This window comes from Streptomyces sp. NPDC006197 (genome assembly GCF_040613865.1).
Lineage (GTDB): Bacteria > Actinomycetota > Actinomycetes > Streptomycetales > Streptomycetaceae > Streptomyces.
Genome location: NZ_JBEXSZ010000006.1, coordinates 49,870 through 75,806, shown reverse-complemented (window position 1 = coordinate 75,806; position 25,937 = coordinate 49,870). Strand labels below are relative to the sequence as shown.

Annotated in this window: 22 protein-coding genes; 5 read left to right on the top strand and 17 right to left on the bottom strand. The window is 71.3% G+C overall.

Annotation, left to right across the window (positions count from 1 at the left end):
* Window positions 1-16: 16 nt before the first annotated feature.
* The 8 genes from ABZ318_RS03200 to ABZ318_RS03165 form a co-directional block, all read right to left on the bottom strand.
* Window positions 17-4,672, bottom strand: coding sequence for a putative T7SS-secreted protein (locus tag ABZ318_RS03200; RefSeq protein WP_356900769.1), 4,656 nt, complete (start codon window positions 4,670-4,672; stop codon window positions 17-19).
* Window positions 4,672-5,319 carry a hypothetical protein gene (locus ABZ318_RS03195; RefSeq protein ID WP_356900768.1) on the bottom strand — a complete coding sequence of 216 codons (648 nt, stop codon included), beginning with the start codon at window positions 5,317-5,319 and terminating at the stop codon, window positions 4,672-4,674. The genes ABZ318_RS03200 and ABZ318_RS03195 overlap by 1 nt, the downstream gene beginning before the upstream one ends.
* On the bottom strand, window positions 5,316-5,807 hold the full coding sequence (locus ABZ318_RS03190; RefSeq protein ID WP_356900767.1) for an SseB family protein: 492 nt from the start codon (window positions 5,805-5,807) through the stop codon (window positions 5,316-5,318). Before ABZ318_RS03190 ends, ABZ318_RS03195 begins: the two co-directional genes overlap by 4 nt.
* Before the next feature lie 215 nt (window positions 5,808-6,022).
* Window positions 6,023-6,196 carry a hypothetical protein gene (locus ABZ318_RS03185; protein WP_356900766.1) on the bottom strand — a complete coding sequence of 58 codons (174 nt, stop codon included), beginning with the start codon at window positions 6,194-6,196 and terminating at the stop codon, window positions 6,023-6,025.
* A 315-nt stretch (window positions 6,197-6,511) separates the two neighbouring features.
* Window positions 6,512-7,462 carry a helix-turn-helix domain-containing protein gene (locus ABZ318_RS03180; protein ID WP_356900765.1) on the bottom strand — a complete coding sequence of 317 codons (951 nt, stop codon included), beginning with the start codon at window positions 7,460-7,462 and terminating at the stop codon, window positions 6,512-6,514.
* A gap of 300 nt (window positions 7,463-7,762) precedes the next feature.
* A complete protein-coding gene (locus tag ABZ318_RS03175; RefSeq protein ID WP_356900764.1) occupies window positions 7,763-7,969 on the bottom strand; it encodes a hypothetical protein in 207 nt (68 codons plus the stop codon).
* A gap of 239 nt (window positions 7,970-8,208) precedes the next feature.
* The gene (locus ABZ318_RS03170; protein ID WP_356900763.1) at window positions 8,209-8,913 is read right to left on the bottom strand and encodes a colicin immunity domain-containing protein; all 705 of its coding nucleotides are present in this window, start codon (window positions 8,911-8,913) and stop codon (window positions 8,209-8,211) included.
* Window positions 8,891-9,280, bottom strand: a complete 390-nt coding sequence (locus tag ABZ318_RS03165; RefSeq protein WP_356900762.1) for a hypothetical protein — start codon at window positions 9,278-9,280, stop codon at window positions 8,891-8,893. The genes ABZ318_RS03170 and ABZ318_RS03165 overlap by 23 nt, the downstream gene beginning before the upstream one ends.
* A gap of 295 nt (window positions 9,281-9,575) precedes the next feature.
* Between ABZ318_RS03165 and ABZ318_RS03160 the strand changes: the two genes are divergently transcribed.
* Window positions 9,576-9,917, top strand: coding sequence for a DoxX family protein (locus ABZ318_RS03160; RefSeq protein ID WP_356900761.1), 342 nt, complete (start codon window positions 9,576-9,578; stop codon window positions 9,915-9,917).
* Between the two features lie 81 nt (window positions 9,918-9,998).
* On the opposite strand, the gene metG is transcribed toward ABZ318_RS03160, so the two are convergent.
* Window positions 9,999-11,606, bottom strand: coding sequence for a methionine--tRNA ligase (gene metG / locus ABZ318_RS03155; RefSeq protein WP_356900760.1), 1,608 nt, complete (start codon window positions 11,604-11,606; stop codon window positions 9,999-10,001).
* A gap of 71 nt (window positions 11,607-11,677) precedes the next feature.
* Here metG and ABZ318_RS03150 point away from each other — a divergent pair, with 71 nt between their 5' ends.
* The gene (locus ABZ318_RS03150; protein WP_356900759.1) at window positions 11,678-12,505 is read left to right on the top strand and encodes a response regulator transcription factor; all 828 of its coding nucleotides are present in this window, start codon (window positions 11,678-11,680) and stop codon (window positions 12,503-12,505) included.
* On the top strand, window positions 12,502-13,596 hold the full coding sequence (locus ABZ318_RS03145) for an ATP-binding protein (protein WP_356900758.1): 1,095 nt from the start codon (window positions 12,502-12,504) through the stop codon (window positions 13,594-13,596). Before ABZ318_RS03150 ends, ABZ318_RS03145 begins: the two co-directional genes overlap by 4 nt.
* On the opposite strand, the gene ABZ318_RS03140 is transcribed toward ABZ318_RS03145, so the two are convergent.
* The gene (locus ABZ318_RS03140; RefSeq protein ID WP_356900757.1) at window positions 13,593-15,179 is read right to left on the bottom strand and encodes a VWA domain-containing protein; all 1,587 of its coding nucleotides are present in this window, start codon (window positions 15,177-15,179) and stop codon (window positions 13,593-13,595) included. The genes ABZ318_RS03145 and ABZ318_RS03140 overlap by 4 nt on opposite strands.
* Window positions 15,180-15,436: 257 nt before the next feature.
* Here ABZ318_RS03140 and ABZ318_RS03135 point away from each other — a divergent pair, with 257 nt between their 5' ends.
* On the top strand, window positions 15,437-17,488 hold the full coding sequence (locus ABZ318_RS03135) for a PhoX family protein (RefSeq protein ID WP_356900756.1): 2,052 nt from the start codon (window positions 15,437-15,439) through the stop codon (window positions 17,486-17,488).
* Window positions 17,489-17,530: 42 nt separating this feature from the next.
* Here the strand turns inward: ABZ318_RS03135 and ABZ318_RS03130 are convergent, their stop codons facing one another.
* From ABZ318_RS03130 to ABZ318_RS03100, 7 genes are all read right to left on the bottom strand, one after another.
* Window positions 17,531-18,520, bottom strand: coding sequence for a hypothetical protein (locus tag ABZ318_RS03130; RefSeq protein WP_356900755.1), 990 nt, complete (start codon window positions 18,518-18,520; stop codon window positions 17,531-17,533).
* A gap of 59 nt (window positions 18,521-18,579) precedes the next feature.
* Complete coding sequence (locus ABZ318_RS03125; RefSeq protein WP_356900754.1) at window positions 18,580-20,055, bottom strand: APC family permease; 1,476 nt, start codon at window positions 20,053-20,055, stop codon at window positions 18,580-18,582.
* Between the two features lie 207 nt (window positions 20,056-20,262).
* Window positions 20,263-22,209 (bottom strand): FUSC family protein, encoded by a 1,947-nt coding sequence (locus ABZ318_RS03120; protein ID WP_356900753.1) that lies wholly within the window; start codon window positions 22,207-22,209, stop codon window positions 20,263-20,265.
* A 301-nt stretch (window positions 22,210-22,510) separates the two neighbouring features.
* Window positions 22,511-22,747, bottom strand: coding sequence for a DUF2630 family protein (locus tag ABZ318_RS03115; RefSeq protein ID WP_123453390.1), 237 nt, complete (start codon window positions 22,745-22,747; stop codon window positions 22,511-22,513).
* Window positions 22,748-22,810: 63 nt separating this feature from the next.
* A complete protein-coding gene (locus tag ABZ318_RS03110) occupies window positions 22,811-23,242 on the bottom strand; it encodes a hypothetical protein (protein WP_356900752.1) in 432 nt (143 codons plus the stop codon).
* Window positions 23,243-23,253: 11 nt separating this feature from the next.
* Complete coding sequence (locus tag ABZ318_RS03105; protein WP_356900751.1) at window positions 23,254-23,691, bottom strand: hypothetical protein; 438 nt, start codon at window positions 23,689-23,691, stop codon at window positions 23,254-23,256.
* Between the two features lie 37 nt (window positions 23,692-23,728).
* Window positions 23,729-24,526, bottom strand: a complete 798-nt coding sequence (locus tag ABZ318_RS03100; protein WP_356900750.1) for an alpha/beta hydrolase — start codon at window positions 24,524-24,526, stop codon at window positions 23,729-23,731.
* A 70-nt stretch (window positions 24,527-24,596) separates the two neighbouring features.
* Here ABZ318_RS03100 and ABZ318_RS03095 point away from each other — a divergent pair, with 70 nt between their 5' ends.
* On the top strand, window positions 24,597-25,928 hold the full coding sequence (locus ABZ318_RS03095) for a PLP-dependent aminotransferase family protein (RefSeq protein WP_356900749.1): 1,332 nt from the start codon (window positions 24,597-24,599) through the stop codon (window positions 25,926-25,928).
* The last annotated feature ends 9 nt before the right edge of the window (window positions 25,929-25,937 follow it).

The window sequence follows — 25,937 nt, the reverse complement described above, 5'->3', positions numbered from 1 at the left end:
AAGTCATGGCGCCGGATCACTTCACTATGGGGAAAGCTGACCTGTAGGTGCCATCTGGTTTGGGCACCATGCGGACGTGGGTCGGTTGCACGATCTGGCCGTCAGGTTTGATGACCTGCCCCATGCCCTCTGGTATCGGAACTTCCCGTACACCGGCATCAGGATCGTGGTGTGCTTTGAGGAATTCTACAGCCTTGGCATTGTCAAGCCATTGTCCTTGGTCATTGCCTGTGGAGCGGGCGCGGTCCGTCAGACTCTTTGTGTTCCTAGCTCCTTCTCCGTGCTCGCTGAACGTGTGACCGAAGGTAGGGCGGCTCTTTTCGTTCCAATTGAGATCTTCGGTTTTTTTCTTGCATGGTTTGAGTCCGAGAGGGTCAGACCAGGTGAGTGGGTTGGATACGTAGGACCTTGGGGTGGGTGCCGGAGAAAGTCCCAAGGGGTCCGGTGTCAGATAACGTGCGACCTCAGGGTCATAGTGCCTGAAGTAGTTGTAATGTAGGCCTGTTTCGGGATCAAAATACTGGCCGGGAAAACGCAGGGGAGTGTAGGTGGTGCTGTTCGCCGCCCATGTCGTCGTGCCCCATAGTGTGCTACGCCTCTGCCATGCCAGATTACCTGATTCGTCGATCAATTCACTTGGAGTTCCGATCAGGTCGGTGACGATGGCGAAGAATCGCTCCGCCACTGGTTCGTCCAATGTGTCAGTCGCGAGGACTCGCTCCGTCTGGGTAAGGGGATGGAAGCCTTCGTGATCCCATGTGAGTGCCACGGGGTGAGGCAAGGCTGCGGCGTGGGTCGTTTGTTCGCACAGGGTCGTGTCGTCCCAGACGAACGAGACCTGCTCGACGACCGTCCGGTCGTCGCCGGCCAGCCGTTGCTTGGACACGCGGCGGCCGAGAGCGTCGTATCGGTAACGCCACACGGTGCCGTCCGGCGTGGTGACGGACGTCAACCGGTCCTCGGTGTCCCACGTGTAGCGCCAGGTGTCCGGCTTGCGTGACAGACGGGTCTTCTGGCGAAGGACGATGCGCCCCTGGCCGTCGTGTTCGTAGCGGATATTCCCCGCGCGAGTGATCCGACCCCCCTGGTACGAGCGAGGGCCTGTGGCGTCCTCCCCCGCATGCGTGGCCGGCCATGTTGCCTCGGTCTGGCTTCCCGCCGAGTCGTAGGCGTAGCGCTCGGTCCAGTCATGTCCGTGAACCGCTGTGACGCGGCCGGCCGCGTCGAGGTCGTAGTGCCGGGGCCCACGGAGTCGGTCGTCGACACCGACCGGATTGCCATCCGCCCGGTACGCGTAAGAACGGAGCTGAAGCGTACGGCCGCGCCCGATGACGTGCTGCTCGGTCATTCGGCCCATCACGTCGTACACATGGGAGAACGTGAGCGATCCGTCGACCCGGCGAAGCAACTCCTGCCCCAGGGCGTCGCGTTCGAAAACCAGCGTACGACCTGAGGCGGTCAGCGACGCGCGGCGCCCAGCCGGGTCGTAGCTCCAGGAGCTGACGGCACCACTGGGTGTCGTCCTGCCGATGCGGCGGCCGAGGAGGTCATATGTGAAGGTGAGCGTGCGGCCGTCGACGGTCTCGGCCGCGAGCCGTCCGTGGCGATCACGCAACCGGGTGAGGGTGACATCGGAGTTGGTCGCCACTGCGAGTTCGTCGAATACGTCGTACTCGAAGGTGGTGATCGTGCCTGCGGCGTCTTTGCGGACGACCTGTCCGAGGGTGTTGTACTGGAACTGGACGGTCTCACCAATGCCGTTCGTGCGCGAGGTGAGTCTGCCCGCCGGGTCGTAGCCGTAGGCAAGGGTCCGATCGTCGAAATCAGTTTCGGCGGAGAGGCGCCCTGCGGGATCGTACGTGTACCTCCAGACAAGCCCCTGAGGGTTCCTGACCTGTGTCAGCCGCAGGTTGGTGTCGTGGGTGAACTCGTATCGAGCGCCGTCCGGGCCGGTGCGGGACGTCGGAAGGTCGAAGTCGGTGTACTCGTAGGTGGTGACGCCACCCAGGGCATCCGTGTGACTGACGCAATTGCCCTCACCGTCGTACGTCCACGATTGCTCACTGCTGTCCGTCTCGACACGACGGGCGAGCAGCCCCTCCACGGTCCATTCGAACCGGGCAGAGGAGCCTGATGCGTCCCTGAAGGAGACGGGACGACCGAATCCGTCTCGTTCGATCTGTGTCGTCGCACCGAGCGGATCGGTGATCCCGACTTGAAGGCCAGCCTTGTCGCAGCGGACGACAGTGGTGTGTCCGAGGGCGTCCGTGACGGCGGCGAGGTGACCCGAATCGTCATAAGTGAAGTGTGTCGTTGCGCCTGACGGGTCAGTGAGGGAGACACGGTTTCCGCGTTCGTCGAAGCTCTGGTGTGTGACCGCGCCGTCTGCGGACACGATGCGCACAGGGAAACCCGATGCGGTGTACTCCGCGAGCAGACGCCGTTCGTCCGGCCGAACCACGGTGGTGAGCCGTCCGGCCTCGTCGTAGACGAAGCGTTCGGTGTTTCCGGCCGGATCTGTACGGGACAGCAGCTGGTTATGACGGTCGTACTCGTAGCGGGTGACGGCGCCCAGCGCATCGATCTCGGCGACGACCTGGGCGCGGTCGTCGATGACGAACCTCTTGGTGTGCCCCAGACCGTCGGTGATGGAGGTCGTCCTCAGGCCGGTGTCGGGGTCGGCGACTCCCCAGGAGAAGTGGGACTCGACGTGCCCATGAGTGCCGGATTGGTAGATGCAGCGGTCTTGGTCGTCGTAGACGTAGTCGAAGCGGTTTCCGTTGGTGTCGGTCCAAGAGGTGATGCGGCCGTGCTCGTCGCAGCCGAAGACCAGCGGGCGCCCCGAGGAGTTGACGACCTCGGTCAGGTGCCCGTCGGTGTAGCCGTAGCGCAGGATCTCCTGGTCGGAGCCGTCCGCTGCCGCTCCCGCGAGGTGGAGGGCGGTCACGCGGCCTTCGCTCGTGGTGAGCTTCAGGTGGTAGCCGCCGTGGTGGACGATTGCCGTCGGGGCGCCCGCCTCGTCGTACTCGAAGGTGATCCAGCGGCCGTTGCGGTCGTCGATCTGGGCCAGGAGAGCGAGACCGTCGCCGTGGTCGACGAAGTGTCGGATGCTTCCCGAGCTGGGATCGGTAATGGTGTAGCCATCCTCCACCCTGTCCAGGGACCAGCGGCGACCGTGCGTGGGCATGACGGGGACGCCGGGCGCCGGATGTGGATAGGCCAGGAGGCTGCCCTGGTCGCAGCTGAAGACGACGCCTTCGGAGTCGATCTCCAGTCGCTGGTCCACCGTGCTGGACCAGGTCGGTCCGAACCATCGTCCCGATCGGCGTGAGGAGTCGAAGGTGCGCTGGAAGACGAGGGGGAGTGATCCGGGAAGCGCTATGTCCGTCTGGGGCAGCAGCACGCGGCCGGACACCATGTCCACCGGGTCGCCCTCGCACACATTGTCGCGGCACTCGTTGCTGTTGTTGTTCGGATCCTTCTCTTGGTCTCCCCGGCTGCCGCCCGGCTTCTCTCCGCCCGGCTTCTTCCCGTCCGGCAGGTGCTTGGCACCGTTCTTCAGCCCGGCGCGCACGCCTCCCCGTATCAGCCCCGCGCCCTTCGTCCCGATCAGCTCCGGCGCCATCCGGCCGAAGAACTCCGACGGGTCTCCCTTCAACGACTCCCAGGCGTTCTTCAGCGCCCTGTCCGGGTTCGCCGCCGTGGACACCAGCCCGGCGAGCGTCATGTTGGCGCCCTTGTAGTAGTCCGCCGGGTGGGTCAGGTTGTACGGATCCGCCGGGTTGAGCGAGCGGACGAAGTTGAGCAGGTCGGCCGTGCCCTTGACGATGCCGCCGTCGAAGTGGGCCAGTTCGAAGCCCTGGTCCAGGGCGTAGTCCATCAGCTCGGCCTTGGCCCGCTCGCGGCCCGTCGGCTCCTCGGGCGCGTGGGCGAGGGCGGCGCCGACCGCTGCCTTCGCGGTCTCCGCGGCTTCGTCACGGGCCTTCCGCGCGTCGTCCAGGATCTCCTGCGCGCGCTGCTGCTTGGCCGTGCCGGGGTCGGTGAACGGCCCGGGGTCCGGCAGCGGGTTGTCCCCGTTGCGCGCCGCGTTGTAATCGGCGACCTTCTTGTTGTACGTGTCGACGGCCGCCTTGGAGCTCTGGACGCCCTCCTTGTACAGCGCGATCGCCTCACGCGCCTTGCCCTGCGCGCTCACGATCGCCTTCGAGTACGTCTCCAGCGCCTTGGCCGCGTTCTCCATGGCGTCCGCCGCGTGCAGCCAGTCGGTCGGCAGGGTCTGGAACTTCTCCCGGAACGCGTCGGCCGCCTCCCCCTTCCAGTGACCGGCGTCCAGTTTCTTCATCCCGCCGCCGACGAGGTCGAACGCCCGCTGGAAGTCCCGGAGGTTCTTCACCGTCTCGGCGATCTTCTCCGGCTTGCCGTGGATGAGCTCGTCCGCGTCCTCGGTCTGCCCGAGCTGCTGTTCCCCGACCTCCGCTCCCAGGGAGGAGGCGGTCTTGTCGCCCCACTCCTCGACCGCGTCCGCCCACTCGTGCGTTCCCAGGCTGTCCAAGCCCTGGCCGGTCTTGTCGGTCACATAGTCGATGCCCTCGCCGAGGCCCCGCTTGCCCCTGTCAATGCCGTCAGCGATCTTGTCGATGCCCTTGTCGGCCAGACCACCCCAGTCCACCATCAGCGGCTCTCCCCCCAGCGCGGCTGCTCGGCCTGCTCGATGGTCGCCCGGTCGGGATCGAGCAGGTCCCTGAGTCGTTCGTCAGCCCGATTCCGCCGCTCCGGGTCCAGCGCCCCCGAACGCTCCAGCCCGTCGAGCATCGAGTCCTCGACGTCGTACGTGGTGTTCCCCCAGGTCTGCTTGACCTCTCGATGGGCGTCGCTGAACGACTCCCCGCTCCAGTCCGGGTTGTCCCACATATGCTGGTCACGGACGGTGTCCCAGCTCTTCTGCTTGACCTCGTCCTCGGACAGATGCGGATTCCCGTTGAGGGAGTTCACGCCGATCTTGATCGTGTCCTTGATGTACTGCTCCTGCTCCGCGAACGAGCCGGCGGACAGGCCGACCGCCTGAGCGAACCCGTTCCCCCGCATGGTCAGCGCACGGACGCCCCACTCCCACCGGTCGCAGAACGTCCCGAACTCCGACGTCAGACCGCCGTGCCCCAACTCAATTCCCGACAGGGCCAGATCGGAGAAACCCCGGCCCGTCGACGCCTCGCCGATCATGCCGAGCTCCTTCAGCTCGGCATGGGCAAGGTCGATGCCCTTCGCTATCGCCGCCAGCGCCTCCGCCGGCGCCGCGAGATCAGGCTCGCTCCCGCTCATCGTGTCCCCGTTCCCCCGAGATCGACCGCCACCTCATCCGGGACGATCCCCGCCACCGGCGGGAAGAGCATTCCGTCCGCGCTGCCCGCGTCCAGCGCGACCCCGCCCGGACCCGGCAGCATCGGCACCATCACGTCGAGAAGACGCGCGCCCAGGATCGTCCGGTACGTCCACTCCCGCTCGGCATCACCCCGCGCGACGGCGAACCGGGCCAGCGCCTCCTCGTCGGAGAACGCGCAGATCCACCGGACGCCGTTGAAGTCGGCGGTCCACAGGCTTCCTTGCTCGTCGAAGGGCACCAGGACGGCGGTACGCCGGAATTCACCGAGTAACCGGGCAAACTGCCGCCGTGCCGCGGCTTCTTCGTCGACGGTTTCTGCCTCGGGCGTTGTCCGCGCGGACGTGTCTGTCCCTGGTTCGCCTGCCAACTCCGCCAGTCTGGAGAACTGTTGAGTTGCCAGTGCTGTCTCGTCCCCCGTCTCGTTCACTTGCGCATGCTGGCATGCGCTCATTCACACCAGAAACGAACAAAAGTACGGTCTGGTTGCGCCTGCCGACGGCCGACGGTCAGGCCCGGTGAAAAATCCGCTGGTGGGAAGGGACTTGAGGCGCGGATTCGGCGGGGCGCGGTCTTGCGGTACTGCGCACGGTTCGGGGCGTCTTTGTCAGGTCGTCGGCCCCGCCTCCGTGGAGCTTCGAAGCTCTACTCGACGATCGCGCTGAATCTCCGCAAGGACCGGAGGTAGTCGTTCACCGCCCCGCTCCCGGCCGGGAGGCGGCACAGGTCCTCTTCGGCGAGCTTGCGGACGGGGCGGAGAACCGCCTGCGCGAGCTCGTCCAGGCCGGTCGTCCCCAGGACCTTCCTCCGCGCCGACACCGCCACCAGCCCGCCGCGCGTGCGACGGAAGTCGAGCCGGAACGACGTGTCCGCGCCGATGAAGGAAGCCGTGTTCGCGCCGACGAACAGCCGGCTGAGGAGTGGAGCAGGAGTGGTACGGAGAGGTAGATCATCATGCCCTGGTCGGGAACATGGCCGACCGACGTCACCGTGCCCCTCTCTCCCCCGCAGCGCACGTCTCCCAGGTCGAAGTCGGAGGGTTCACCCTGATCCGGGCGTACGGAGAAACTCAGCTCGATCACGGATTCCGCCTCTGTCCATGCCGGGATGCCTGACGGCTGATCTTGCACCCGGTCAGTGGTTCCCCGCTCGGCAGGCCCCGCACTCGCCTGGTTCCGGGCCTCTGTAGGCGCGGTCGCAGATGTCGCAGTTCTGGTACGGGTGCAGGACGGCCTGGCTCGGTGGGCGGAAGGGTGGCAGCGGCGGGAGCTTGACGGAGAGGCGGTGGGCCAGGAGGGCGGCCGGACGGCGGAGTGGTTCCGTCGGGAGGTCGAAGGTCAGGACGCGACGTACGGCATCGGGCGTGAGCTCGCGTTCCAGCCAGGTGGCGACGCCCGGGACGAGGTGCTCGGCGTCGGTGGCGGAGAGGTACAGGCGGGGGTCCTCGTGGTGCAGGCCGGCCAGGATGCCGAGGGCCGTGGCCAGGAGGTCCGGCGCCGGGTACGCGGGCTGCGGTACGGCGGGCAGCGCGCGGCGCGGCCGTGGCTCCGGGCGGCGGGTCGGGGGCTTCGGCTTGCTCTCCGGTCGACGGGCGGGGGGTTTCGGGTCGATTCCCGGTCGGTGGGCCGGGGGCCTCGGCCTGCTCTCCGGGCGGCGGGTCGAAGGCCTGGGCTCGGGCTTGGGAGCCTCGGCGGCGCCGGTCCGGCCCGGACGGTTGCAGGACACCGTACGGGTGATCATCCGCCCGCTCTCGGTGCGCTCCCGCGTGCGCCGCAGATACCCGTGCGCCTCCAGCTCGCGCAGCCCGGCGGCGATCCGCGTCGTTCCCTCGGGGAACCGGGCCGCCAGCGTCTTGATGTCGACCGGTGCTCCGCTCGGCAGCGACTGGATGTGCAGGGCCAGCCCGATGGCCACCAACGACAACTCCGTGTGCTGCGCGAGGTGGTTGCCGACCACCGTGAAGCGGGTGGTGTGGCGGGCGTTGTCGTGGACTACGCCGGCGGGGTGGGTGCGCACGTGAGGGTGGTTTTCCCCGCCGTTGCGGGACGGGGAGGACGTGCGCGCGCTAGTGTCAGAGATACCCATGGGGGAAGAGAAGGTGCCTTTACTTCCTCGGTGGTCAGGCCCTCGCCAATGGGAATGCCGTCCCGGCGAGGGCTGACTCATGTCTGGCGGCATATGCCGATTGCGCTGAGCGTAAAGCAGGCAACCCCTCCCGAATCCAGCCCAGTTGGCCTCTTTCACCCGCATGAGTGAGTGCCGTCCGTGGGGCGGGAAGGGGTGGGGTTCGGTGGGTTTCTTTCCTTCTCTCGTCGTCCTTGGGAAGACCGCCCGCCCCACCGAAGCCCGTGCTCACGAGCTTCGGTGGATGGGTGGTTTCCCTGGTCAGGGGCGTGGCAGGTCGAGTTCCGCCCACGCCGTCTTCCTGGGTACGGGTCCCAGGTCGACGCCCCACCGGTCGGCCGGCGCCTCCACGAGCAGCGGGCCTCGACCCGAGTGCCGGGGGAGGGCGTCGGCACACGTGTCCGTCACCTCGATGCGGAGCACCTCCGCCGAAACCAGCAGCGAGAGAAGGAAGTTCCGCCCGCTCACCCGCCCGTGCGTGGCCGCGTTCGCCGCGAGCTCCGCGGTGATCTGGGTCGCCGCCTCCGTCGCGTCGTACGAGACGGTCCGCGTCCGCAGCCACTCGACGGCCAGGAGCCGGGCGAGCCTCGCGCCGCGTGGGCCGGGTTCGTGGCGTACGCCCTCGGCAGCTGACGTACACAGGAACCCACAGCCCGCGTAGCCGCAGGTCGAAGGTGTCGAGCAGGGCGTCCCGGCCGGCCTGTGCGCTACGCGGGTCCGAGCGTACGGATCGCCTCTCGCAGTTCGGTGTCCGTGAGGTCGCCCGCCTCCCTCAGCCCGGGGTCCGGCGTGTAGTCCTCCAGTGTCAGGAACACGCGGTCGAAGAGCTCGGCCAGGGCTCCGCCCGTCCGCTCACCGTTCGCCCGCGCCGCCCTCCGGGCCTCCCGCCATCCGTCGGCGAAGTCGGCCGCGGTGCACGTCCCTGTGGTGAAGTCGTCCAGCAGCGACAGCAGTTGTGCCGACGCCGTTCCGGGTACGACATCCGCCGCGCGGAACCACACCCTGTGCACGGGCGGGTAGGCGCGGGCGATCTCCTCGACGCGGGGCCACCGCCCCTTCACCGTCCGGGCGTAGCGCCCGAACCGCGCCCGCGCCGCGTCGGCTCCCTCGGCCACGGCGGCGGCCAGGAAAGCCTCGGTGCCGGTGATGAGCGCGTATCCCGGCTCGGGGAACAGCAGGGCCCCGGCCCCGTCCGGGATGAGCAGGCGCGCCGGTGGGGCCATGCCGACGAGGTCGGCCTCCGTCGGCCGTAGGCCGACGGAGGGAGCGTCACCGGAGGCGAGGTACAGGATCCGGTCCGTGCCCACCGCACGGCAGCCCGCCGCGAACCCGCGCGCCGCCGTGGCGTCCAGGCGCCCGCCCACCGGCAGCGGGACGACGGGCCGACGGTCAGGCTTCCCGGCGCTCTTCATCGAACCGGTGCACGATGATCCACTTGTCGTACTCCTCGTCGGACACGGCGCACATGATCCGCCCGTCCACGGAAACGGCCAGGAACTCCGTGAGGCCGGTGCCTGCTTGGATGCGGGAGGGCAGGGCGGTTCCCACGAGGTCCTTCACGCGGACCCAGCCGGTCTCGTGACCGCCCCGGCCCGGCGCCGGCATGCAGAACTCGCCTTCCGGCGTGGCGAGTCGGGCGGCTGCCGTCAGGGAATCCCACTGACGGTCCAGTTCTGCCGCGACATCGGGTCGCGCAAGGCTGACCGTAGCGGTCGGTTTCACCTCGTACCCCGCGAAGGCGTAGTGGGCCCGGCGGACATCGGGCAGCACGGATGACATGTCGGGGCCTCGGACCTGGAGGCCGCACGTTTCGAGTTTCCGGTGCCAGTCGGGCACTGGGTCGTCCACTGAGACGTCCCCCTTCTGGGTCGACATGCCTCGGCCGTGGTCGTCACCAGGCTGGCATCGGGCCGCGAGGGCCCGCAAAGCCTTTATCCGCGGTGCGTCACGTCCCGGCCCTGTGGGCCGCCGGAAAGAAATTCTCCGGTGGCTGTCACACACCTCGTGCCGGCTCCGTCAGTGCAGTGTCCGGCTCGGTCGAGGCGGACACCGAGAGGCTGAAGGAGCCCACGCCATGTCCACCACCGCCATCGTCGTCACCGCCGTCGCCGCGTTCATGGCCGGGTTCTCCGGGGCGTCGATCTTCGCCAGGGCGAAGTTCGTGGTCGAGCCGCTCGCCCAGTACGGCGTGCCGCGGGCGATGTGGAACTGGCTCGGCGCCGCCAAGGTCGCCGGGGCCGTCGGCCTCGTCGTCGGCTTCTACGTCCCCGTCATCGGCACCCTCGCCGCCATCGGGCTCGTCCTGTACTTCACCGGGGCCGTGATCACCGTGCTGCGGGCCCGCGCGTACGGCCACGCCCCCTTCCCGCTCGTCTACATGGCGCCCGCCGTCGCCGCCCTGGCCCTGACCTGGTGACCCGGAGCGCGTACGACGAAGGCCGCCGACCCCGGAGACGAACCGGGACGGCGGCCTTCTTCGTACGAGAGGAGCTGTACGTCAGTCCTTCTTCGGGTCCTCCAGGCGCGGGAACAGCACCGCGCCCTTCGTCACCGTCGCACCGGCCTGGAGCTGCCCCCACGTGCCCGACGACTGGACCGGCTGCTCGGCCAGGGCGCCCAGGGACGCCTCGGCGCCCAGCGACTCCCAGAGCGCCTGCGAGGTCTCCGGCATGATCGGGTTGAGGAGGACGGCGACGGCGCGGAGGGACTCGGCGGCCGTGTAGAGGATCGTGGCGAGGCGGGCGCGGCCCTCCTCGGACTCGTCCTTGGCCACCTTCCACGGCTCCTGCTCCGTGATGTAGCCGTTGACCTGCTTCACGAAGTCGAAGATCGCCAGGATGCCGGCCTGGAAGTCCAGCTCCTCGCCGATCTTCGCGTCGGCCGTCGCGACGGCCTTGGCCAGGCCCTCGTGGATCGCCTTCTCCGCGTCGCCGTCGGCCGTCGACGCCGGCAGCTCGCCGCCGAAGTACTTGCCGACCATCGCCGCCACGCGCGAGGCCAGGTTGCCGTAGTCGTTCGCCAGCTCGCTCGTGTAGCGGGCGGTGAAGTCCTCCCACGAGAACGAGCCGTCGCTGCCGAAGGCGATGGCGCGCAGGAAGTACCAGCGGTACGCGTCCACGCCGAAGTGCGAGGTCAGGTCCTGCGGCTTGATGCCGGTCAGGTTCGACTTCGACATCTTCTCGCCGCCGACCATCAGCCAGCCGTTGGCCGCGACCCGGCCCGGGACCGGCAGGCCCTGCGCCATCAGCATCGCCGGCCAGATCACCGCGTGGAACCGCAGGATGTCCTTGCCGACCAGGTGCACGTTCGCCGGGAAGGTCTCGTCGAACTTCGCCGGGTTCTCGTTGTAGCCGACGGCCGTGGCGTAGTTCAGGAGCGCGTCGACCCACACGTAGATGACGTGCTTCTCGTCCCACGGGATCGGGATGCCCCAGTCGAACGTCGAGCGCGAGATGGAGAGGTCCTGAAGGCCCTGCTTGACGAAGTTCACGACCTCGTTGCGGGCCGACTCCGGCTGGATGAAGCCCGGGTTCGCCTCGTAGAACTCCAGCAGCTTCGGGCCGTACTCGCTCAGCTTGAAGAAGTAGTTCTCCTCCTTGAGGATCTCCACCGGCTTCTTGTGGATCGGGCACAGCTTGGTGCCGTCCTCCGCCTCGATGAGGTCGCCGGGGAGCTTGTACTCCTCACAGCCCACGCAGTACGGGCCTTCGTACCCGCCCTTGTAGATCTCGTCCTTGTCGTACAGGTCCTGCACGAACTCCTGGACGCGGTCCGTGTGACGCTTCTGCGTCGTACGGATGAAGTCGTCGTTCGCGATGTTCAGGTGCTCCCAGAGGGGCTTCCACGCCTCCTCGACGAGCTTGTCGCACCAGGCCTGGGGCGTGACGTCGTTCGCCTCGGCCGTGCGCATGATCTTCTGACCGTGCTCGTCCGTGCCGGTGAGGAACCACACCTTCTCGCCGCGCTGCCGGTGCCAGCGCGTGAGCACGTCGCCTGCGACGGTCGTATAGGCGTGGCCCAGGTGAGGAGCGTCGTTGACGTAGTAGATGGGGGTCGTGACGTAGTACGCCTTCGCCCCCTGCTTCTCGGATCCAGTGGCCGCCATGGTCGAAATCCTAACCGTCGTACGAAGATCCACTCACATCCGCGAACCGGGGGGTGGGGATGATGAGCGGCATGCGTGTACTCGTAGCCGAGGACGAGCTCGACCTCGCCGCCCTCCTCGCCACCGGCCTGCGACGGGCCGGCTTCGCCGTCGACACCGTGCACGCCGGGGACGACGCCCTGGAGGCGCTCGGGCTGCCTTCGTACGGCGCCGCCGGGCCGTGCGAGGCCGTCATTCCGTACGGCGTCGGCAGTCCGTACGGCGCTGCCTGGCCGCGCGACGGCGCTGCCTGGCCGCGCGACGGCGCCGCCGGGCCGCCCGACGGTGGTGGCAGTCCGTACGGTGCCGCCCGGCCGTACGACGCCCCCAGCCCCTACGACGTGCTCGTCCTCGACCGTGATCTGCCCCGCGTCCACGGCGACGACGTGGCCCGGCGGCTCCTCGCCGCCGGGTCCCCCACCCGGATCCTCATGCTCACCGCCTCCTCCGCCGTCGAGGACCGCGTCGACGGCCTCGACCTCGGCGCCGACGACTACCTCGGCAAGCCCTTCGACTTCCCCGAGCTCGTCTCCCGCGTCCGCGCCCTCCGGCGCCGCTCCGCCCGCCCCGCCCTCCCGCCCCTCCTCGCACGCGGCGGCCTCCTCATGGACACCGTCCGGCGGACCGCCGTCCGCGACGGGCGGGACCTCGACCTCTCCCCCAAGGAGTTCACCGTCCTCCAGCTCCTCCTGGAGGCCGACGGCGCCGTCGTCTCCGCCGAGGAGCTCCTCGAACGCGCCTGGGACGCCCATACCGACCCCTTCACCGGGGCCGTACGGGTCTGCATGAGCAAGCTGCGGGCCAAGCTGGGCGAGCCGGGCCTCATCCGGACCGTGCAGGGCGTGGGGTACGCGCTTTGAGCAGCCGCCCCGGACTCCTCGGCGCCGGGTCCACCATCCGTACCCGCATCGCCCTCGTCTACGGAGGCGTCTTCCTCGTCCTCGGCGCGGTTCTGCTGCTCCTCGTGAACCTGCTGGTCAGAGCCGGTACGGACGCCGACGCCGACGCGATCGTCGCGCGGGCGGACGACGACGTCGCCTTCGCCGAGGCGTACCGGATCGGCGACGACGTCAGCCGGGCCGCCGGCGAGCAGATGCTCATGTGGTCCTCCCTGGCCCTGCTCGTCATGGCCTGCGGCGCCGTCGTCGTCGGCTGGTGGACCGCCGGGCGCGTCCTGCGGCCCGTCCACGAGATGACCGCCCGCGCCCGCCTGCTCTCCGAGCGGAACCTCGGCGACCGGCTGGCCGTGCGCGGACCCGACGACGAGCTCAAGGAACTCGGCGACACGATCGACGCGCTGCTCGGACGCCTGGAAACCGCCTTCGACAGCCAGCGCCGGTTCATCGCCAACGCCTCCCACGAACTGCGGACCCCGCTCGCCACCCAGCGCGCCGCGATCCAGATCGGACTCGACGACGACTGCGACGTCCGGCAGGTCCTCCTCGACGCCAACCGGCGCAGCGAGCGCCTCATCGACGGGCTGCTGCTCCTCGCGCGGAGCGAGCGGGGGCTCGCCGAACAGGACCCCGTGCGGCTCGGGGAGGTCGTCGCCGAGGAGTACCCGGACGCGTGCGTGGTCGCCGACGGCGGTGTCGTACGGGGGAGCCGGGTGCTGCTCGCGCAGCTCGTGCGGAACCTCGTCGCGAACGCGATCGCGTACAACGTGCCGGGGGGTGAAGTGGGCGTACGGGCCGAGGACGGGGTCCTCACCGTCGTCAACACCGGGCCGGTCGTCCCCGCCGGTGACGTCGACGGGCTCTTCGAACCCTTCCGGCGGGGGGAGGGGCGGGACCGGACGGGGCCCGGCGCGGGGCTCGGGCTCTCCATCGTGCGGTCGATCGCCGTCGCGCACGGCGGGGCCGTACGGGTCGTGGCGCGGTCCGCCGCGGAGGGCGGCGGGCTGGTGGTGACGGTGACCCTGCCGGTCACCGTCACCGCCTCTCGTACCTAGAGCTCCAGGCCGGCCAGCAGGCCCCGGTAGAACGCCGCGTGCGTCGCCTCCACGGGGGTCGTGCCCGCGAAGTACGTCCCCGTACGGGGGGTGCCGTCGAGCTTCCGGAGGTAGTCGAAGGCCTTGTTGTCCTCCTCGCCCCAGACCACGAACCGCCAGGTCAGCGGCTTCTCGGCCGCCTCGGCGAGGGCCTGCGTCGCGGCCGTCTTCGACTCCGGCGCGCCGTCCGTCTGGAACACCACCAGGGCCGGGCGGGCCGGGTCCGCCTTCTCGTGGTGGGCGAGGACCTCCTCCACGGCGCGGTGGTAGTTGGTGCGGCCCAGGCGGCCGAGGGTGCCGTTGATCTCCTCGATCCGGGTGGGGGTGAGGTCGGCGGGGGTCAGGTCGACCGTGCCGTCGATGTCCGTCGAGAAGAACACGGTCGTGACCGTGGCGTCCTCGTCGAGGTGCGCCGCGAGCGCGGTGACCTGCTCGGCGAGCCGCTGCACGGAACCGTCCTTGAAGTACCCGCGCATCGAACCCGACCGGTCCACCACGAGGTACACGGCCGCCCGCGCCCCCGTGAGCCCCTGCTTCTTGAGCTGCGCCCCGGCGGCCTTGTACGCGTCCGCGAGGTGCGGGGCGACGGCCTTGACGGCGGCGAGGGGGACGGCGGGGACGGGGGTCTCCGTGGCGATGTCCGTGTCCGTGACCGTGTCCGTGGCCTGGGCTTCTTCGGCCGCCTCGGCCTGGGCCTCGTCGGCCTGGGCCTCGACGTCGGCCGCCGCGACGGCGACCGGCTCGTCCGTGACGACGGCCGTCTCCGACTCCGCCGGGGCGTCGGCCTCGGCCTGCGGCTCGTCCGCAGCGGCGGCCTCGGCCTGAGGGGTCGTCTCGGCCTGGGCCTCGTCGGCGACGGCCTCTTCCGTCTCGGCGGCGGTTTCGGGCGTCTCCGCGTCGGCGTCCGTGGCAACGGCCGTCTCCGGCTCCGCCGGAACGTCGGCCTCGGCCTGTGCCTCGTCGGCGACGGCCGTCTCCGGCTCCGCCGCGACGGTGGGCTCGTCCGTGACGACGGCCGTCTCCGGCTCTGCCGGCTCGGCCGCCGCGTCCGCGGTCGACTCTTCGGCGTCCGGCGCCGCCGCCGTGTCCACCGCAGCCTCGGCCGGTTCCTCGGTGATCGGCTCCGCGGCCGGAGCCGCAGACGCCTCGGCGTCCGGCTCCGCCGCCGGAGCTGCGGTCTCGCCCGCCTCCGCAGCCGCGGTCGCCTTCCCCGTCTCCCCGGCGTCAGCCGTCCGCGCCTTCGGGATCTGCGGGTTGTCGAAGGCCGCCGCCACCAGGTCGTCCGCCGCCCGGCGGGCCGCCGTCTCCGGGGCCTCCCGAAGCTCCGCCGTCTCCCCGGCCTCCGCGGTTTCCACGGCCTCCGCCGTCTTCACGGCCTCTGCCGTCTCCACGGCCCCCGCCGTCTCCACGGCCCCCGCAGTCCCCTCGGGCTTCACGGCCTCCACGGCCTCCGGGGTCTCACGCGTCTGGGGCGGGACGGAGGTTGCCGGGGAGTCCTCGCGGTCCCGGCCGAACACCTTGCGCAGCATGCTCCGAATACCCATGGGCGAACCCTTTCGCATGAGTGGGGTGCAGTGTGAATGTCCGTACTGGGCGTTTCGGGACTTTCATCCCTGGCCAGGGCGGATACGTAAGGTTAGCGGCCGCCCCTCCCGCCTCCGGCGCCCCGGTCGCCGCCGGTTGCCGTGCATTCATGCGCCGTTCACTCCGGTGCCGCCCCTGTGCAGATCTACGCCCATAGCGTCGCCGCCGAAGCAATCCCGACACCATGTCGGCGCGGTCTGCGCCGGAGGAGGACGAAGTGCGCAAACTGCTGCCGCTGCTGAGCACGAACCCCCACGGAGGCGGACGTTCCGCCCTCACCTGCCGGTTCCGCTGCGGTGACGCCTGCTTCCACGAGGTGCCCAACACCAGCGACAACGAGTACGTCGGCGACGTCATAGCCGGCGCGCTCTCCCGCCGTTCCGCGCTGCGCGCCGCCGCCGTCGTGACCGTCGCCTCCGCCGTCGGCGGGGCCGTGGCCGTCGGGAACGCCCCCGAGGCCGTCGCCGCCCAGCCGCGGAAGCCGGCCGACGGCGCCCGTGGTCTGCGTTTCGCGCCCGTCGCTCCCAACAACGACGACCGGGTCACCGTCCCCTCCGGGTACGGCCAGAACGTGGTCATCCGCTGGGGCGAGCCCATCCTCCGCGGTGCGCCCGCCTTCGACTCCGAGAACCAGACCGCGAAGGCGCAGGCCGGCCAGTTCGGCTACAACAACGACTTCCTCTCCCTGCTGCCGCTGCGCGGGGAGCACCACCGTCAGGTCCTCGTCGCGAATCACGAGTACACCGACGAAGTCCTGATGTTCCGGGGGTACGACGCCGCGAACCCGACCCGCGAGCAGGTCGAGATCGCCTGGGCCGCGCACGGCCTGTCCGTCGTCGTGGTCCAGGAGGAGCACCGGACCGGGAAGCTGACGGCCGTCAGCCGCCACCACCTCAACCGTCGTCTCCACACGACGAGCGAGTTCGAGGTCGCCGGGCCCGCCGCCGGGAGCGACCTGCTGAAGACCTCCGCCGACCCGGCCGGCCGTACCGTCCTCGGCACGCTCAACAACTGCGCCGGCGGCACCACCCCGTGGGGCACCACCCTCCACGGCGAGGAGAACTTCAACCAGTACTTCGCCAACGGGTCGAGCGCCACGGACAAGCGGTACGGCGTCGGCACCGGGGCCTCGGAGCGGAAGTGGGAGCGGTTCGACAAGCGCTTCGACCTCGCGCAGGAGCCCAACGAGGTGCACCGCTTCGGCTGGGTCGTCGAGCTCGACCCGTACGACCCGGAGTCGACGCCCCGCAAGCGCACCGCGCTCGGCCGCTTCAAGCACGAGGCCGCGCAGCCCCGGCTCACCGAGGACGGCCGGCCGGTCGTCTACATGGGCGACGACGAGCGGTTCGACTACTTCTACAAGTTCGTGTCGAGCAAGCGGATGAAGAAGGGTTCGTCGCGGGCCGCGCACGCGCACAACCTCACCCTCCTCGACGAGGGCACCCTCTACGTCGCCAAGCTGACCGGCGACAGCCCCGCCGCCGAGGTCGACGGCAGCGGCAAGCTGCCCTCCGACGGCGAGTTCGACGGTTCCGGCGTGTGGATCCCGCTCGCCACGGCCGGTCCCGACGGTGCCGTCTCGCACGTCCCCGACATGACCGCCGAGGAGGTGTACGTCTTCACCCGTCTCGCCGGTGACAAGGTCGGCGCGACGAAGATGGACCGTCCCGAGGACGTCGAGCCGTCCCCGCGCAGCGGTCGCGTGTACGTGGCGCTGACCAACAACTCCAACCGCGGCAAGGCCGGGTACGCGCCCGCCGACGAGGCCAACCCGCGCAACCTCAACAAGCACGGGCAGATCCTGGAGCTCGCCGAGCACTGGGACGACCCGGCGAGCGACGGCTTCGCGTGGCGGCTGTTCCTCGTCGCCGGCGACCCGAACGACCCGGCCACCTACTTCGCCGGCTTCCCCAAGGAGCAGGTCTCCCCGATCTCCTGCCCGGACAACGTCGCCTTCGACCCGCACGGCAACCTGTGGATCGCCACCGACGGCAACCAGCTCGGCTCGCACGACGGCCTGTTCGGCGTCGCCACGCGCGGCGAGCGGCGCGGTGAGCTCAAGCAGTTCCTGACCGTGCCGACCGGCGCCGAGACCTGCGGTCCGCTCGTCCAGGACCGCCGCGTCCTCGTCTCCGTGCAGCACCCGGGCGAGGTCGACGGCGCCTCCGTCGAGAAGCCCGCCTCCGTCTGGCCCGACGGACCGGGGAAGATCGTTCGCCCGTCGGTCGTCGCCGTGTGGCGCACGGACGGCCGCGACATCGGCGTCTGAACCCGCCGAGTCCAGGGACCCGCCGAGTCCGGGGCCTGGGAGTCACTCCACTCCCAGGCCCTCCCTGAACCTGGTGAACTGCTCCTCCGGAGCGCCCGTGTACGACCACGGCACCCACGCCGCCCGCGTGCCGAGGAGACCCATCAGCTCCCGGGCGATCTCCACCTGCCCGGCGTAACAGGCCGCGTGTGCCAGGAAGTTGAGGTCGCCGACCTCTTCCGGTGCCACCGGGCGCTCCGGGCCCCGCCCGCCGATCCAGCGCGCGTGGGTACGGCGCAGCTCGGTCACCGCCAGCTCGTGCTTCCAGTGCTGGTCGAAGCCGCGCACCGGGCCCCGGCCGAGCGCCCCGTCCGCGATGTACCGGTACTCCTCGACCCGGGCCACCTGCACCAGGACCGGCAGCGGCGAGCCGGGCGGTGCCACGCCCGCCGCGTCGCGGGCGAAGTCGTACATGCTGCCGTGCGTGCCGTGCCACCGCGCCGACCAGTAGCGGAGCACCTGGATGTGGCCCTCGGTGTTGTACGGGTCGCGGCGCCGCAACTCGTCGAACCAGTGGCGCAGTTCGCGGCGCGGCACCCCGCCCTCGTACAGCCGGGCCACCGAGAGCAGCGACACCCAGGGCATCGGGTCGGCCGGCGCGGCCTCGGCCGCGCTCCGGCAGGCGTCGACGGCGGCGTCGATCCGGCCCCGCTCGATGGCGGCGCCCCGGCCGGCCGCGATGGCCGCGTCGAAGACGCGGACCACCTCGGTCGCGGCCCGCAGCACGGCGGCGTCGGGGTTGCCGGGCTCGGCGGCCCGCCAGGTCTCGACGGTGGAGCTGCCGGCGGCGGCGTGCGAGAGGAGCCGCAGCCGGTGGGTGCGGCGCGCCCAGTCCGTACCGGTGGCGGCGAGCAGGTCCCGTACGCCCTGCCAGCGGCCGATGACGATGTCGTGGCGCGCCTCGGTCAGCGCCCGGTCCCCGAAGTCCGGGTCGAAGTCGGGCGCGAAGCGCTCCGGTCGCGCCGGGCGCGCGGAGCGGCGGCGTACGGCCATCGGGGGCCTCCTTCGGGTTCGGCTGCCGTCAGAAGTCGCTGCGTGCGTGCGGGGGCGGGTCAGAAGTCCGTCGCGTAGCTCTTGTCGCGGGTTCCCGTGCGCGGGCGGGTGGCCGGTGCCGAGCCCTCCGCCGCCGCGAGCGCGCGGACCGCGTCGAGGCGGGCCGGGCGGTAGTAGTCGCTGCCCTTCCGCCAGTACACGAGGAGCGGGACCACGCCGAGGAGCAGGCCGCCCAGACCGATGGCGAGGGCGGTCGTGGAGAGCTCGCCGAGGGACTCGACGAAGGCCCAGAGCATGAACGCGGAGCCGAGCAGCGGCCAGAGGCCGCCGAGGACCAGGTTCCGTACGGAGCGGAACAGGACCGCCTTGTACGCGACGACGGCGGCGATGCCCGCGAGGCCGTAGTAGAAGGCGATCTGGAGGCCGATCGCGGAGACGGCGTCGCTGAGGATCTGCTGCACCGAGCCGGCGGCCGCGGCCGCGCAGAACATCAGGAGGGCGGCGCCGCCGACGGCGGCGACCGCGACCCACGGGGTGTTCCAGCGGCGGTGCACGAGGCCGAGCGCGGCCGGCAGGGTCCGGTCGCGGCCCATCGCGAAGAGCGAGCGGGTGACCTGGAGGAGCGTGGTCTCCAGGGTGGCGACGGTGGACAGCAGGACGGCCACGACGAGCAGTTTGCCGCCGACGCCGGGCCAGATCTCCTGGCCGAGGACGGCGAGGACGTTGGGTCCGGCGGCGCGGATCTCCTCGGCGCTCAGCAGGACGTTGACGGCGACGGTGAAGGCCTCGAAGAGGAGGAAGACGAAGCCGACGCCGACGAGCGCGGCGAGTCCGGCGGTGCGGCGGCTGTCGCGGGTCTCCTCGCTGAGGTTGCTGGTGACGTCCCAGCCCCAGTAGTAGAACGCGGCGATCAGCGCCCCGGCGGCGAAGGTGTCCGGCCCGTGGAAGTGGTCGAGGGCGAACCAGGACCAGTCGAAGGCGGTGGCCCGGCCCCGGTGCGCGACGGCGGCCAGGACGAAGGCGAGCAGGATCAGCATCTCGACGCCGGACATCACGAGCTGCGCCCGTACGGTGAGCCGGGCGCCGCCCAGGACGACGAGCAGCATCATCAGGAACCAGCCGGCGCCGACGGCCGCGGCGAGCGGGGTGTTCGCGGCGAGGTCCGGGTCGATCAGGGAGAGCGTGAGGGTCCCGGCGGGCAGCGAACCGGCCACCATGAACACGGTGGCGGCGAAGACGAGCGCCCAGCCGGAGAGGAAGCCGAGGAAGGGGTGGAGGGTGCGGCCCACCCAGGAGTACCCGGCGCCGGCGTTGACGTCGATGCGGCCGAGGCGGGCGTACGCGAGGACGATGCCGAGCATCGGTATCGCGCAGTAGAGCAGCGCGGCGGGTCCGGCGAGGCCGACCGCGCCGAAGAGGACGGCGGTGGTCGCGGCCAGCGAATAGGCGGGGGCGCTGCCGGCGACGGCCATCACGATCGTGTCGAAGGTACCGAGGACGTTGGGCTGGAGCCCTCTGTTCGTGGTGGTGCGCATGGCGGGTCCTCGGGGGCGCGGGGGCTGAGGCAGGACTGTGGCAGGGCTGAGTGGCCCGTCCGCCGGGCCGGTTGCCGGCGGCGGCGGGCGCGGATCACGGTGAATCGAGCGCATCGTAGTCGCCCGGGTGGCTTCCGGTAACGGTGGTGGGGAGGGTTCCGTTCCGTGACCGCCGGTAAGTTCTCCCGTACGCCCCCCGAGGAGGGTTTACCGCAGGTCGGGACCGGCGATGGCGCGGGCCGCGCTCACCTCCTGGCGGAGCGGCGCGAGGACTCCGTTCTCGTCGCCGGGGAGCTCCGCGCGGACCTCCACGAGGGTGTCGGTGTCGCGCAGCCCGTCCGCGAGCTCCCGCAACTCCCGCCGCACGTCGGCGACCTCCGCCGGGTCGGGTGCCGGGGCGCCGTGGTCGACCCGGATCCGGGCGGCGGTCGTCGCGTCCACGATCCGTTCCACGGCGACGACGAGCGGCCACCAGGCGGCGGCCCGGGCGCCCGTCGGCGGCGGTTCGGTCAGGGCCCGCTGGAACTCCGAGCGGACGGCCGACAGGTCCCGGTAGAGCTTCCGGCGGGCCCGCAGCCGCCCGCCCTGGTCCGGCCCGGCCCCGTCGAACGCGCAGGCCACGTACGCGGCGGTGTCCGCGACCGCGTCCGCGAGCCGGTCCCCGATCCGGGAGTGCCAGGACTCCGGCCAGAGGAGGTAGCCGGCGACCAGTGCGATCCCGCAGCCGATGAGCGAGTCGTACAGCCGGGGCAGGACGAGGTCGAAGCCCTGGTGGTTGAGCGTGTCGGAGAGCAGCAGGATGACCGGGGTGATGGCCGCCGTCTGGAAGGCGTACCCCTTCGCGGAGAAGGCGGGGACGAGGGCGGCGAGGACGCACATCACGGGGACGTCCCACCATCCCCTGGGGACCTCGGAGAGGACGAGGGCGGCGAGGACCAGCCCGGCGGCCGTGCCGGCGGCGCGGAGCACGGCCCGCGAGAAGACCGAGCCGAAGTCCGGCTTCATGACGAAGGTGACGGTGAGCGCCACCCAGTACGAGCGGGGCACGGGGATCAGCGAGACCAGGGCCTGCGCGAGGCCGACGCAGAGCGCCAGCCGCAGGCCGTACCGCCAGGACGCCTCCGAGAGCAGGACCGCGCGGGCGGCCCGGCGGGCCCGGATCCGGAGCGCGGCGGGGCGGCCGAGACGGTCGTCGACGTTGTACGGGTCGGGGTCCGCCTTGTGGACGACGGCCGCCGCGTGCCGCAGGGCGTGGTCGACGGCCCTTTCGGCGGGCCGCTCGGGCACCGGCAGATCCAGTACGGGGGTCCCGGTGCGGCCCTCCTCGACGGCGTCCGCGAGCCCCCGCACCGCCGCCGGGATCGCCGGGGGCAGCGGGCCGATCAGCCGGGCCCTCAGATGCGCGGCGGCGGCGGCCTCGACGAGCGGGACGACCACGTTGAGCTGGGCCAGGATCCGCACCAGCGGTGCGGCGCGGCCGTGCTGGCGGGCCCGGCGGGCGAGGACCAGGTCGTACGACTGGTTGAGGGAGGCGGTGACGGCCTGCCGCTTCTCGTCGTACGCGGCCGTGCCGGTCGCCTCGTACAGCTCGGCGACGGTCCGGTAGGTCGCCGCCACGGCCTCCCGCTCGGGGGCGGCGCGGCGCATCGGCCAGCCGAGGAGCGAGAGGACGAGGACGAACAGGCCGCCGAGGGCGAGGAGGACGGGCGCCTTCCACCACGGGTCCGGCATCGGCAGGCCCGCGCCGACGACCGCGTTGAGCAGCAGGAGCAGGCCCGAGACGGAGGCGACCGCGCCGATCGAGGAGATCATCCCGGAGACCAGGGCGACGAGGGTGAGGGTGGCGACGGCGGCCCACCCGTGCCCGAACGCGAGGGTCCCCAGGGTGACCCCCAGCGCGCCGAACGCCTGCGGCACCGCGATGTTGAAGACCCGCATCCGGTAGGCGTCGGCGGTGTCCCCGATCACGCCCGAGAGCGCGCCCATCGAGACCAGCGCCCCGTACGCCGGCTGCCCCGCCGCCAGGCCGACGGCGAGCGGCGCCGACATCGCGACGGCGGCCCGGGCGACGGCGGCCCAGGGGATCGGCGCGGGGGCCGGCTTCAGGCCGGCGGTGAGCCAGGCGGGTGGGGTGATCCGTACGGGCCGAGCCATGCGACCAACGTACGCCGCACGCTCCCCCGCCACCCCGTTGTGGGCAGTCGTTCCGCTGGGGCGGTGCCCACCCGCCCCCGTTGTGGGCAATCGTTCCGCTGGGGCGGAACGGGTGGGCACAACGGAACGGCGCCCTTGCCGGCGCCAGAGGCTCTCGCGCCCTGACCCGCACCGGATGCGCGCCGCACTCGTGGTGCGGGTTCAGGCGCGGAACGCGGAGGCGCCGCTGAGCGCGCCGTCCCGTGTGCCCACCCGTCCCGCCCTGCGGGACGATTGCCCACACGGAGGTGGCCCGGGTCCGTCAGTTGCGGTAGGACTCGACCTCCGCGGCCGGGCGGAGGGCCGCCGTGTCCGGGTCCTCCCCGAATTCCGCCTTCGCGCGCCGCTGCCGCAGCAGGTCCCAGCACTGGTCGAGGCGTACCTCGAGCTCCGCGAGGCGGGTGCGTTCCTCGGGGAGGAGCCCGCCGGTGCGCTGCCGCAGGGCGCGCTCCTCCTCGACGAGGGCGCCGATGTCGTCCAGGATCTCGTCGTTGTCCATGCCTTCAGCGTGGCGGATCGGCGCCGGGCGCGCAGGTCGAGAGGGGAGGGGCGACCGCGCGGCTCAGTGACGGAGCGCTTGCGCGATCTCCGCCTTCGTCCCGCCCGAGAGGGTCCGGTTGCTGCGGGCGGTGCCGGTCCTGGACTTCCCGGGTGCGACGTCGTTGATGTTCAGGACGACGGAGTCGAGGAAGTTCCCTTCCGTGTCACGGAAGTTGACCATGATCGTGTAGTCGGCGTTCTTGTCCTTGGGGTTGGTCGCGGTGATCTCGGCGACCGTGCGGTCCCCGTCGGTGCGCGTGGCCCCGGCGCGTACGTCGTCGGTGGCGTTCACCCCGTCCTTGACCTGGTTCATCTTCTCCTGGGCGGCCGAGGCGACGGCCGCCGTGGCGGAGGAGACGATCTCGCCGGCCTTGTCCTTGGCGGCGTCGCAGCCGGTGAGGGCGAGGAGGGCGGCGGCGGTGGCGGCGAGGACGGTTCCGGTTCCTCGTTCCATGGGCCGGCGTCTCAGAACCGCTCGTCCGGGCCGTACGCCTCGTCCGTCGCCAGCGCCCAGATCACGAAGATCGAGATGGCCATGGAGAAGAGCGCCCACCACGGCTGGTAGGGCAGGAAGAGGAAGTGGAAGAGGACGTTGAGGGAGGCCAGGGAGATGCCGGCGACCCGGCCCCACTCGGCGCCCTTGAGGATGCCGTAGCCGGCGATGGCGACGATGACGCCGAGGACGAGGTGGATCCATCCCCAGGTGGTGAGGTTGAACTTGAAGACGTAGTCGCCGACGCGGGCGTAGACGTCGTCCTCGGCGATGCCGGCGATGCCCTGGAAGACGTCCATGAAGCCGGTGACCAGCATGAGGACACCGGCGAAGAGGGTGCCGCCGGAGGCCCAGGCGCCGGCGGTGCTCGGCTGGGGGGCCGTCTTGCGTGATGTGGTGTTCTGGCTCATGGCCCCATCGTCGGAGTGTTCGTACGATTCCGAACTTTCAACGGGGCCGAACGAGTGAGCGAAGGAAGGCGTCGAGGGCCGCGTCGAACTCCTCGGGCCGTTCCAGGTTGGGCAGGTGCGCGGCCCGTTCGATCACGGTGAGCGTCGAGTGGGGGAGCAGGGCGTGCATCTCCTCCGCGTCCGCCACCGGCGTGTACGTGTCGTCGCGGCCGACGACGACGAGTGCGGGGACCGTGACGGCGGCGAGCGTCTCCCGGTAGTCGGGGCGCTCGGCCCGGCCGCGCAGGGCGGCGGCCGCGGCGACCGGGTCGGTGGCGCACATCATGCGGTGGACGTGCGGCGCGGCGTGCGTGTTGTACGGGGCGACCATCCGGTCCAGCACCTCGTCGGCGTACCCGCGCATGCCCTCCCGCAGGAGCCGGTCGGCCATGGCGTTCCGGGTCTTCCTGCCGCCCTCGGTCTCGGCGGCCGGGAAGGTGTCGGCGAGGACGAGGCCCCGGACCCGCTCGGGGTGGCGGCGGACGAGCTCCATGGCGATCTGGCCGCCCATGGAGAGGCCGGCGACGACGCAGTCGTCGATCTCCAGATCGTCGAGGAGGTCGATGAGGTCCTCGGCGAAGTCGCCGAGGCCGGTGACCTCGGTCTCGGCGCCCAGCGGGGTGATGCCGTAGCCCCGCAGATCGGGGGCGATCACCCGGTGGGTGAGGGAGAAGCGGTCGATCTGGGGCTGCCACATGGTGTGGTCGAAGGGGTGGCCGTGGACGAGGAGGAGGGCGGGGCCGGAACCCCGGTCCTCGAAGTGGATCCGGGTGGCGAGGATGTCGGTGAAGCGCATGACCGCAGGCTAGGCAGCCCCAACTTCTCGGTGCAATAAGATCTTTGCTCTCGGTGCAATGGGGGTTTGGATGGAGGAGTACCGCAGGATCGCGGACCGGGTCGAGGCCGCCGTACGGGACGGGCGGCTGCGCCCCGGCGACCGGCTGCCGCCGCAGCGGGTCTTCGCCCGCCGCCACAGGATCGCGAACTCGACGGCGATCCGGGTGTACGGGGAGCTGGCCCGCCGCGGCCTCGTCGTCGGCGAGGTCGGCCGCGGCACCTTCGTCCGTGCCGCACCCCCGCTGCCCGGACCCGCCCTCGCCGAGGCGACCGGCGCCGCGCCCGTCGACCTCCAGCTCAACTACCCGGTCGCCGAAGGCCAGTCGGAGCTGATGGCCCGCGCGCTCGCGGCGCTCGCCCGGCCCGACGTGCTCGCCGAGGCCGTCTCCCGCCCGGCCGCCGCCGTCGGCACCCCCGAGGCCCAGGAGGCGGCGGTCACCGTCCTCGCCCGGCCCGGCTGGGCGCCGGACCCCGAGAACGTCCTCTTCGCGGGGAACGCCCGACAGGCCCTCGCCGCCGCGCTCTTCGCCCTCGTCCCGCCCGGCGGCCGCCTCGGCGTCGAAGCGCTCACGTACCCCCTGGTCAAAGCGGTCGCCGAACGCCTCGGCATCCGGCTCGTGCCCCTCGCCCTCGATGCGGAAGGGGTGCGGCCGGAGGCTGTCGAAGCCGCCCACCGGGCCGCGCCCCTCGCCGCCGTCTACCTCCAGCCCACCCTGCACAACCCGCTCTCCACCACCACCGGGGAAGTCCGGCGGGCCGAACTCGCCGAACTCCTCCGCCGCCTGGACCTGACCGCCGTCGAGGACACCACCTGGGCCTTCCTCCTCCCCGACGCGCCCGCGCCGCTCGCCGCGCACGCGCCCGAGCGGGTCCTCCTCGTCGACAGCCTCTCCAAACGGCTCGCCCCCGGCCTGACCGTCGGCTACGTCGTGGTGCCGGGAAGACTCCGTACGGCGGTGGCCGACGCCCTGCGCTCCGGGGCCTGGACGGCCGGCGGACTCGCCCTCGCCGCCGCCACCCGCTGGACCGACGACGGCACCGTCGCCGAGGCCGTCGCCGCCAAACGGGCCGACACCAGGGCCCGGCACGCCCTGCTCCGGCAGCGGCTCGCCGGGCACGCGCTCCGGACCTCCCCGCACGCCTACTACTGCTGGTGGGAGCTGCCCGCGCCCTGGCGCGCGGAGACCTTCACGGCGGCCGCCGCCGCACGCGCGGGCGTGGCGGTCACCCCCGGCGAGGTCTTCGCGGTGGGCCGCGGCGCTGCTTTCGACGCGATCCGGATCGGCCTCGCGTCCCCGCCCCACGCGGTACTCGACGAGGCACTGGGGCGACTGGCGGCGGTGGCGGCTGAGCGGGGCTGAGCGGGGACG